The sequence below is a fragment of the Nocardia altamirensis NBRC 108246 genome (assembly GCF_001612685.1).
Lineage (GTDB): Bacteria > Actinomycetota > Actinomycetes > Mycobacteriales > Mycobacteriaceae > Nocardia > Nocardia altamirensis.
The window spans coordinates 63,755-72,908 of record NZ_BDAY01000008.1; the positions used below are offsets into that span (position 1 = coordinate 63,755).

General features: G+C 66.8%; 9 protein-coding genes. 4 read left to right on the forward strand and 5 right to left on the reverse strand.

Features of this window, described 5'->3' with window-relative positions:
• From NA11_RS04725 to NA11_RS04740, 4 genes are read right to left on the reverse strand one after another with little or no spacing between them, the layout of a single operon-like run.
• Entirely contained in the window at positions 1 to 627 is a 627-nt protein-coding gene (locus NA11_RS04725) for a DUF8713 domain-containing protein (protein ID WP_069160502.1), read from the reverse strand.
• 18 nt (positions 628 to 645) lie between these two features.
• Positions 646 to 1,758: an FAD-dependent oxidoreductase gene (locus NA11_RS04730; RefSeq protein ID WP_069160503.1), complete on the reverse strand. Its 1,113-nt coding sequence runs from the start codon at positions 1,756 to 1,758 to the stop codon at positions 646 to 648.
• A complete protein-coding gene (locus NA11_RS04735) occupies positions 1,755 to 3,071 on the reverse strand; it encodes an FAD-dependent oxidoreductase (protein ID WP_069160504.1) in 1,317 nt (438 codons plus the stop codon). Before NA11_RS04735 ends, NA11_RS04730 begins: the two co-directional genes overlap by 4 nt.
• Before the next feature lie 13 nt (positions 3,072 to 3,084).
• Entirely contained in the window at positions 3,085 to 4,101 is a 1,017-nt protein-coding gene (locus NA11_RS04740; RefSeq protein ID WP_167837569.1) for an AfsA-related hotdog domain-containing protein, read from the reverse strand.
• Between the two features lie 165 nt (positions 4,102 to 4,266).
• On the opposite strand from NA11_RS04740, the gene NA11_RS04745 reads away from it, so the two are divergent.
• Both NA11_RS04745 and NA11_RS04750 read left to right on the forward strand, forming a co-directional pair.
• Complete coding sequence (locus NA11_RS04745; protein ID WP_069160506.1) at positions 4,267 to 5,193, forward strand: ACP S-malonyltransferase; 927 nt, start codon at positions 4,267 to 4,269, stop codon at positions 5,191 to 5,193.
• A complete protein-coding gene (locus NA11_RS04750) occupies positions 5,190 to 6,464 on the forward strand; it encodes a wax ester/triacylglycerol synthase domain-containing protein (protein WP_167837570.1) in 1,275 nt (424 codons plus the stop codon). The genes NA11_RS04745 and NA11_RS04750 overlap by 4 nt, the downstream gene beginning before the upstream one ends.
• A 4-nt stretch (positions 6,465 to 6,468) precedes the next feature.
• Here NA11_RS04750 and NA11_RS04755 read toward each other — a convergent pair whose 3' ends face one another.
• On the reverse strand, positions 6,469 to 7,602 hold the full coding sequence (locus NA11_RS04755) for an FAD-dependent oxidoreductase (RefSeq protein ID WP_167837571.1): 1,134 nt from the start codon (positions 7,600 to 7,602) through the stop codon (positions 6,469 to 6,471).
• Positions 7,603 to 7,800: 198 nt separating this feature from the next.
• Between NA11_RS04755 and NA11_RS04760 the strand changes: the two genes are divergently transcribed.
• On the forward strand, positions 7,801 to 8,073 hold the full coding sequence (locus tag NA11_RS04760) for a phosphopantetheine-binding protein (protein ID WP_069160509.1): 273 nt from the start codon (positions 7,801 to 7,803) through the stop codon (positions 8,071 to 8,073).
• Positions 8,074 to 8,487: 414 nt separating this feature from the next.
• Complete coding sequence (locus NA11_RS04765) at positions 8,488 to 8,931, forward strand: hypothetical protein (protein WP_141717416.1); 444 nt, start codon at positions 8,488 to 8,490, stop codon at positions 8,929 to 8,931.
• Positions 8,932 to 9,154 lie beyond the last annotated feature (223 nt).

Sequence of the window (9,154 nt, forward strand, 5' to 3'; positions counted from 1 at the left end):
TCACCGTCCCGCGGTCGGCAGCGCGTGCGTGCCAAGGCGATGTTCGAGGATCTGTTGCATATTGCGCAGTTCCAGCACGTCGCACGCATGGAACAGTGGCCACATCGTGCCCGGCCAGTTCCGGCGGCCGCGGGGAGACAAGTGCGGGTACGGATTCTTGTCGTAGTACGGGTGCCGCCAGATCGTCCACGACACGAGTGCACCGCTGCGCTGCTGCACATGGCGCGCGGACAAGACGCGGCCGCAGAACACCATCCACAGATCCTCGCCCTGGTCGAACGCCGATTCGTAGTCGACGGTGCCGACCTCGCGATTGCCGATGATGCGCAGGTGAATCTTGGTGTCGGGATCGGTGGCGTCCTCGCCGATGTAGCGTCCGGTGTCGCCGTCGGGCCGGAAATTGCGCATGCTGTAGGTGTATTCCTCGACGCTGCGGATATCGACGAGGTAGTCGTAGAGCACCTCCGGCGGACAGTCGACATATTGGTGCACGGTGTACACGTCGGTGTCGACGGTGCGGCCGCGCAGCTGTTTGGTCAGCGAGAGCAGCGTGGCGGTCGCGTCGGTACGGGAGATCGTCTCGCACCGGAACAGTCCGGGGATATCGTCCAGCGGCGTGGTTGTCATGAGATTCTCCCTCGGGATCTACATCGGAATGTTGTTCCAGCGGTCGAGTTCGCGGCAGATCACCGGTGTCGGGAAATAGCGCAGCCCCAGATCGCGAAAGTGCCGTGCGATCGGCGATTCGAGCATCATCACGTCGCCGACCACCCGGGCACGGTGTTGTTCGGCGTCGACCCTCGGCATGCGGCGGCGTGCGAACCGGGTGAGGGCGATGTCGATGTGCGCGGTGTCGACCCGCACCAGCTCGTCGTCGAGCACCGCCGCCGACTCCATCGCCAGCGAAGCGCCGATGCCTGTGGTCGGGATCAAGCCGGCGGCGGCGTCGCCGAGTAACACGATCCGCCCCCGGATCCACTGGGGCACAGTGACTTCCACTATGTCGACACATTCCACCCGATCGGCCTCGCGCAACGTGCGCAGGATCAGGCTGTCGCGGCTCTCATCGTTCGGCGGCCATGGCTCGGTGCCCGTGTCGTTGAACGACCGGGAGATCGCGACGAAGCAGGCGACGCGATCCTGGGTCGGATAGGCGGAGACGATCTGACGCAGACCCCACGTTTCGTGCAGTTCGCCGGGCGGCGTGACACCGCGCTGCGCCCACCAGCACCAGATGCGCCACCCGAATCGGTGTTCGGCGGTATGCAATTCGGCCTGCTGCCTGGTGCGTGAGCGGATACCGTCCGCGCCGACAACCAGATCGAAATCGCGCTCCCTGCCGTCGTCGAACCGGACGCGCACGGTCGAACCGATCTGGCGCATCATGGCTACCTCGGTCTCCAGATCGACCGGTGTGCCGCCGTTCGCCGACTCGAGGATGGCGAGCAGCTCGGCGCGGGGAGCCGCGCGCGGCAGGCCATCTCGCTTGCCGAGCCGGTCGAGGTCGAAGGTGCGCAACACCTTGCCGTCGCGATCGTGCACGACGTAGCGCTGCAGCGGCGCGCTGGTGTGGATGAAGGAGTTCCACAGGCCGAGGCCGTGCAGCACCCGACTGCCGGTCGGCCACACCGTGATCGCGGATCCGGCGTGACCGTAGCTGCTGATCGTGTCGATCACAGTGGGGCGCAGCCCGCGTTGGCGCAGCCGGGCGGCGAGGGTCAGCCCGGCGATGCCGCCGCCGACGATCAGGATTCTCACCTGGTGGCTCCCTGGGGCAGCGGCGCCGAAAGCAGTGTCGCGGCGGCGGTTTCGCCGGAGCGGCAGCATGCCTCCAACGAGGTGCCGAGCAGATAGTCACCGGCCAAGGCGATTCCGGTGTGCGGAGCGGTCGCGGCGGTGAGTGCGTCCAAGAAGTCGCCGTAGTGCGGCAGGTAGCCACAGTAGGCCTGTGGCCAGTGCCGGATCGCCGCAGCGGTGCTGGACTGCGGCGCGATGCCGAGGTGGTTGCGCAGCCGCCGTTCGGTGTCGGCGACCAGGTCGAGGACCTCGGTGTCGGTGGGATCGGTCAGGCGGCCGTGTCTGCCCGAAAAGGTGTAGCGGACCAGGTTTCTCGTCGCCTTGCCATAGCTGCCCGCGTTGCTGCACGGCTGATCGTCCAACGCGATGGCGCGGACATCGGCGGCAAAGACATCGTGCACGTAGTGCACGACGGCGACCGTTGCCGGGAAATATCGGACCGAACGGAGCAGTCCCGCCAGTGTTTCCGACAGGGTCGCCAGCAGCGGCGCGGCCGCATGGGCCGGGGTACAGACGGCAACGGCATCGTAGCGCGCCTGGGTCGGTCTGCCGTTGGCATCGGCGAGGTCGAGGAGCACATCGCCGTCGGCCTTCGTGATGCCGGTAACCGCAGTGCGGTACCGGATTTCGACGATCGACTCGACGCGCGCCAGCAGCGTGGACAGTCCGGTGGTCGGCTGGTCGAAGCGATCGATCAACATGCCCATATTGACGGGGAAGTTGCCGAAGTAGGCTTCGTCCGGTTCGGCGCCGTTCATCCGGACGGTGATCGGACGCAGGAAGTGGTCGGCGGTGTTGCGGTGAAAATGCGCGGACAGCGGCCGATCGTCGTGACGGGCGAGCTTTCTGGCCAGGTCGGAGCCGAGGAAGCGCGCCGATTCCGTTGTCCGCACCTTCCGCGCGATGCCGTCCAGTTTGATCAGGTCGCGCCAATCGCACATGCGCACAACGGCGCCCATCGCCTCGGTGCGATTCTCGCTGTCGAGGCTGACCAGCTTGCCTGCCACGATCCGCGAGGTGTTGATGCCGAACGGCTCATATCCGGTACCGCCGAGGCGTTCGAGCAGCGCGCGCAACCGGGTATAGCCGCGCCCGATGTTCTTGCCGCCCAACAGCACTTCGCGGTCGCCGAGTTCGGCGACGCCGACCCGGCCGCCGATCCGGTCGTCGCGTTCGAAGATCTCTACCGCGCAGCCGGCCTGATGCAGCGCCAGCGCGGCGGAGATACCGGAAACACCGGCCCCCACCACCGCGACTCGGTCCGGTGTCGTCATCGGCTTGCCCTCCTCAGCCTGAACCGGATTCGTCGAGCACGTCGAGGGTGATCGCGCCGAGCGACTCGCCCGCCTGCTCGAAGCCGACGCGTACCCGATGTCGAGCCGAACCCGCACCAGCGGAAGTGGTTTCGTCGACCGCGGCGTGGCAGCGGGTGCGCAGATCTGGTTCGCAGAAGTTGCCGAAGTCGACATCGCAGCCGACGATCAGGCAGCGATGCGCTGCGGCGCCCCGATGTTCGACCAGCGTCGCCAAACAGGCCTGCCTGGCGGCCTCCAACATCAGCATGCCCGGCACGTGATCCATCGGATGGTCGAAGAAGAACGGATGCGCGGGATCGAAGGTCAGCAGGAACGTCATCCCGCTGTCCGCCGTCGCCGCGCCCTCGGCAAGCAGGACGTTCTTCGGATGCTGGCGACCGACCCGCTCCGGGGCGAGCATGGCCTCGGGAGCGACCGCGCGCACCGGTTCATGGTCGCGGGCGAGCGTTTTCGTGCGTGCCCGTTGGCGGATGTACTCGTAATAATGCAGTGGTAGCGGCAGCCAGCGCCCGCCTGCCCGCGCACACTCGTTGCCGTCGACGATGATGGTCACCGGGTGCTTGGCGAGTCCCTCGGACGTGCGGGCATTCACGATGGTCACCACCCGCGCGGGATCGGGTCCGGTGCGCAGTCTTTCGGGCGCGAAGACATCGATGCGCATATCCCGAAAGACCAGGAACTGGTTGTCCGGCACATTGACGAATTCGTGCGCCACATACTCGGTCACCTGCCTGGTGACCTCCATGATCGCGATCGTGTCCAGATAGTCGGGATTGCCGCCGTCGTTGAACAGCATGTGACTGCGCGGAAGCATCGCGGCGACCGCCCATTCGCGCTTGCCGATGACCGCCGCGTCGGTGAGGAATACCTCGTTGACGGCGCTGCGATGCACCAGGGAGCGCGGTACCGTCTGCTCGAAGCGTAACTCCGACAAGGCGTTTCGATCGCCATCCGGCGTAGGTCGGGTTGTCACTGCTGTGGTGTCCACGGTTCCCCCTCCTGCGAGGCGCTTATCCGTGCCGCAGCCGACTGGCTGCGCGTTCGTCTCTCGGGGAGCGTATCGACGTGACCGGCCCGAATCATCGTGCGTTCGCTGACGTGATCTCAACGTCTGACCGAATACCGGTGCCGCAGCGGGCGATACGCTCGTGCGGTGCTCGATACGCGCTCGGCCGAGTGTGCATTGATCTTCCCGGGTCAAGGCGCACAGCGACCGGCCATGGGCGAGCGATGGCGGGACACGCCCCAGTGGCGCCTCGTCGGCCAGGTATCCGAATGGACCGGATATGACGTGGCCGAGTTGGTGCTGCGCACCGGCGACGAGCGGTTGCGGAGCACCGATGCGGCGCAGCTGTCGATCTTCACGATGTCGTTGATGGCGCTGGACTATCTGACCGAGCACCAGCTGATCGGGCGGGTGCGTGCGTGCGCGGGACACAGCCTGGGCGAGTGCACGGCGTTGGTGGCGGCAGGCGCGTTGTCGGCTGGTGCGGGTGCGCGAGTGGTTGCGGCGCGTGGTGCGGCGATGCGGGTGGCCACCGAGCGGCTGCCGGGGACGATGGCGGCAATCCTCGGCGCGAGCAGCGATATCGTCGAACAGTTCGCCGCTGCGGCGCGGGCCGAGGGTGCGCAGGTGTGGGTGGCCAACGTGAACGGGCCGCGGCAGATTGTGGTGTCCGGGACTTCGCCGGGTGTCGATGCGGTAGCCCAGGCGGCGAAGTCAGCCAGGCTGAAGGTTGTGCGGATTCCGGTCGGCGGCGCGTTCCACACGCCGCTGATGGCGTCTGCGGCGCCGCTGCTGCGCCAGGCGTTGGACGCGGTCGAGTTCGAGGCGACCGGAATCGACGTGGTCGCGAATGTCGACGCCGGGCTGTATTCGGCCGCGCGGTGGCGTGATCTGGCGGAGCAGCAACTGACCGCGCCGGTGCGGTGGACCGCCGTGCTTGCGACGCTGAGCAGGCTCGGTTGCACGCGACTGGTGGAGGTCGGGCCGAGCCGGGTGCTGGCGAAGGCGATCGGGCGGGGCGAGGGGGCACCGACGGTGCGGTACTTCGGCTATCCAGGAGAGTGGGAACCGTGAAGGGCAGCTCGAGTGGCCGGGATCGTCTGACCGAATTGGATTGCGTGCATTTGCGTCTCGACAGCGTCGGTCATCCGATGCACTGGATGCTCGGCCTCTCGCTCGAACCCGGCGAGCCGATCACGATCGAACAGCTGCGCGCCAGGGTGGCCATGCGGGTGCGCGAGCACGAGATGTATCGGCTGTGCCTGCCAGAGCGGCTCCGCAGGCGGCCCGCCTTCGTCCATGCCGACGCCGCGGAACCGCACACCAGGGTGCAGCGAGCGGTGGTGGCGGATCGCGGCGCGCTGTTGCGTGCGGTCGAGGAGCTCATGGCGACGCCGATGAGCCGCACCGCGCCGCTGTGGGACGTCACCCTCGTCGACGAGGAGGATCGAGGGAGCCAGACGGTGCTGCTCCGGGTGCACCACTGCCTGAGCGACGGCGTGGCAGCGCCGGGATTCGCTGCCCTCGTTGTCGATGGTGAAGGAGTCGGCGATCACGCCAGATTCGTTACCGCGCCACGGTTTCCGTTCAAACGGGCGCTCACATGGCGCACCTGCGTCGAGATGCCTCGGCAGTATTGCGCTGCGCGTCCGGTGCGCAGAGGCGGGCGGATGGCGCCCTTTCCGCCTGCGGACTGTGTCAGGGCGGTCGCGGAATTCTCGATACCGATACGACGGCTACGGCAAGGCGCGGCGAGCGCTGCCGGGTCGAGCACCGAGTATCTGCTCGCGGCCGCCGCCGAAGCGTATCGGCAGGTGACCGCTCGGGCCACGACCGACGGCCTGCGCATCATGGTGCCGGTGACCCTCGACTCGGAATTGCGCCACACCGGCAACGCCACCGCGTCCGCGTTCCTGGATGTCGACACGTCGGGCGCGCGAATGACCGATCGCGTTGCGGCAGTGCGGGAACGGATGGCCGCCATCGATCCGGTCGATCAGGCGCGGGCGCTCGCCTCGGCCAGTGTGGATCTGCAGTACCTGCCGTGGCGCGGGCAGACCTGGCTGATGGCTCGGATGGTGCGCGACACGTGCCAGCTCAGCGTCAGCATCACGCCGGGATTCACGCTGCGGTACAGCGTGTTCGGGCGTGCCGTGCACATGACGCTGCCGTTGTCGCCGCTGATGGCCGACGAGCTCATGGTGACCGCGTTGATGCTGCGCGATCAGCTGGCCGTCGGCGTGGTCGCGGATCCGCGGGTACTGCCCTGTGCTGTAGGGGATTTTGCTGAGTACCTGCGCGAGCTGCTGCTCGATGCCGCTGAAGGGTCGCGAGCCACCGATTAGCGTGTCATGGCTGCGGATTCCAGCGGGTGATCTCCGAGATCACCGTGTTCTCAGGCATCGCGCGCACCATGACATTGCGTAACGCGGTGCCGAATCTGGTGCGGCGCTGCATGACGGGGATCAGCCAGCGGGACCGGTTCTGCACCGCATCGACTCGGGTGCGGCGGCGGCCGACGTACCGCCGCAGCGCATCGGGTACCTGGGCAGCATCGACCTTCGACAGCTCCTCGGCGAGCACGAGCGCAGACTCCATTGCCATCGATGCGCCGACGCCGGCCGTGGGCAGGAACGCCGCGCCCGCGTCGCCGAGCAGCACCACTCGACCGAAGCGCCAGTTCGGCAGCCGCAGATCGTCGAGGTCGAACGAGCCGACGCGGTCGATGTCGCCGAGTGCGTCGATCATCCAATTCTGTTGTCCGGCAACGCCGCGTAGCCGGTCGCGTAGCTGTGTCGGTGTGGTCGGCGCGCCCGAAGCGCGGAGGGCGGCAGCGCAGCCGACCTGTCCGGTGGTCGGGTTGTAGCCGAAATACCGTCCTACACCCCAGAACTCGTGGGACTCGTCAGGGGCGACGCCGAAACCCGGTGTCCACCAAGTCCACAGCCGGAGCCCGCTGCACCGCATCGACACCTTGCCCGCGACCAGCCTGCGTATCCCCGAATCGATGCCGTCGGCGCCGACCACCGCATCGAACTCGGCCGTTGCACCGTCGTCGAATCGGACCTGGACGGCGTTGTCGTCTTGTTCGAGGCCGGCCACGGTGCGCGTCATCCGCACCTCGGTGCCGCCACCGAACGACCCGAGCAGTTCGATCAGCTCGGACCGCCGGAGCGCCCTCGGGACGCCGTCGTCGCCGAGGCGGCCGCGGAAGTCGAAATCGCGCAGTCGGCCGCCGCCGTCGGTATGGGTGGAGTAGGCGTTGATCGGTACGGTCAGTGCCTCGAACCGGTCACCGAGTCCGAGGTGGTCGACCACCAAGCGTCCCATCGGCCACAGCGTGATCACATAGCCGACATCGCCGTACCTGGCCACCTTCTCGACCACCGTCGGCTCGATACCGTTGCGCCGCAACGCCGCAGCCAAGGTGAGGCCTGCGATACCGCCGCCGACGACCAGAATTCGCGGTGTGCCCGGCATCATGATCGTTCCTTCCTCGCCGATCCCGCCAAGCGTATTTCCAGGACCGGATCGGATCATCGTCCGACAGTTGATCTCTGCGCCGAACCGGACCATTCGTTGAGCACAGTCGGATCATTGGGCCCACGACCGCCGCGGTGCCGGTCGATACGCTCGCTATGCCACCCGCATTCCGAAACCTCGCGCGGCTGAGGAGGTCCCTTGACCGACGCCACGTTGCACGTGCTGCTCGACATCTTCGAGACCGATCTCGGCATGGAAGTTCCGCAAGCCGACCCCACGGAAATCCTCATCGGCGACCTGGGATTCGACTCCGTCGCCGCCGCCATCGGCATCGTCGCCATCGACGAACGCCTCGGCGTCCGCCTGACCGAACAAGAGTTGGTCTCCTGCTGGACAATCGCCGACATCGTCCAACTGATCGACGCAGGCTTGCCCTCGGAGAATGCCGCGCCTGATCCTCGGCCTGAGTAGATGGGTTCACAGAGGCTCGGTGCTATTCACAGGGGTTACAAGCTCTGTGAACAGTCGACAGGGTTTGTGGGACCACGGGCGACGATGGCCCGGGACCGGGCGCTGGTTCGTGCAGCGGCGAGTGCCGCGCCCGATCCCGGCCCCAATAGGTGGGTCCACAGAGGCTCGGCGCTATTCACAGGGGCTGCAAGTTCTGTGAATGGTCGACAGGGTTTGTGGGACCACTGGCCACGATGGTCCGGGACCGGGTGCTGGTTCGTTCAGCGGACTGCGCCTGGACGGGGGGTCGCTCGCTCGGCAGCATGGGTTGTGTAGTCGCAGAGCCCAATTCGGCGGCAGCGACGCTACATCTTCTCGGGCCATCGACCCGATGCATCTGTGCTTCTGGGTGGTTCACGAAAGGGCATGTGGGACATGGGAATCGCATCATTGCTGCGTTCGGCGGCGGTAGTCGCCGTCGGTGTGCCGATCCTGGTCTTCTCGGCGGGTCCTGCATACGCGGGCACCCAATGGTTCAGTGACGGTGATCCGTACACCGTCACCGTCGCGTGCGCCCTCGACGACGCCCAAGTGTGGTGCGTAGCGTCCTTCGCCACATACCAGCTCCCGATCCCGGCCCCGACCTGCGAAGCACCCGCCGTTCCCTTCCCGAAGTTCACCCTCGCCAGAAGCGGCGCCACCCAACTGAGCTATGCATGCGGAACCGGCATCTACCGCCCCGGCCCCCAACTGTCTCCCGGCAACACCGTCAACAACGGCCCCATAACCTGCACCGGCCAGCCTCCAACCCAGGGCATCCAATGCACGAACGGCCAGCACACCTTCCGAGTCTCCCGCACCCAATACACCTTGACGTGAACCCAATTGACCGCGCGGCACCCCGGTCGCCGAGGTAGATACCTCCCCGGGTAGCAGCAGCGGGCGCGCATCGGCGTGAGAGAAGTGGTTGCCGGGCCCATCGGCGTGAGTGAAATGGTTGCCGAGGCGCGTTGGCGTGAGAGAAGTGGTTGCTGAACCTGATTGGCGTGAGTGAAGTGGTTGCGACGCGTGTCGCGACACGCACCATTTCTCTCACGCCAAC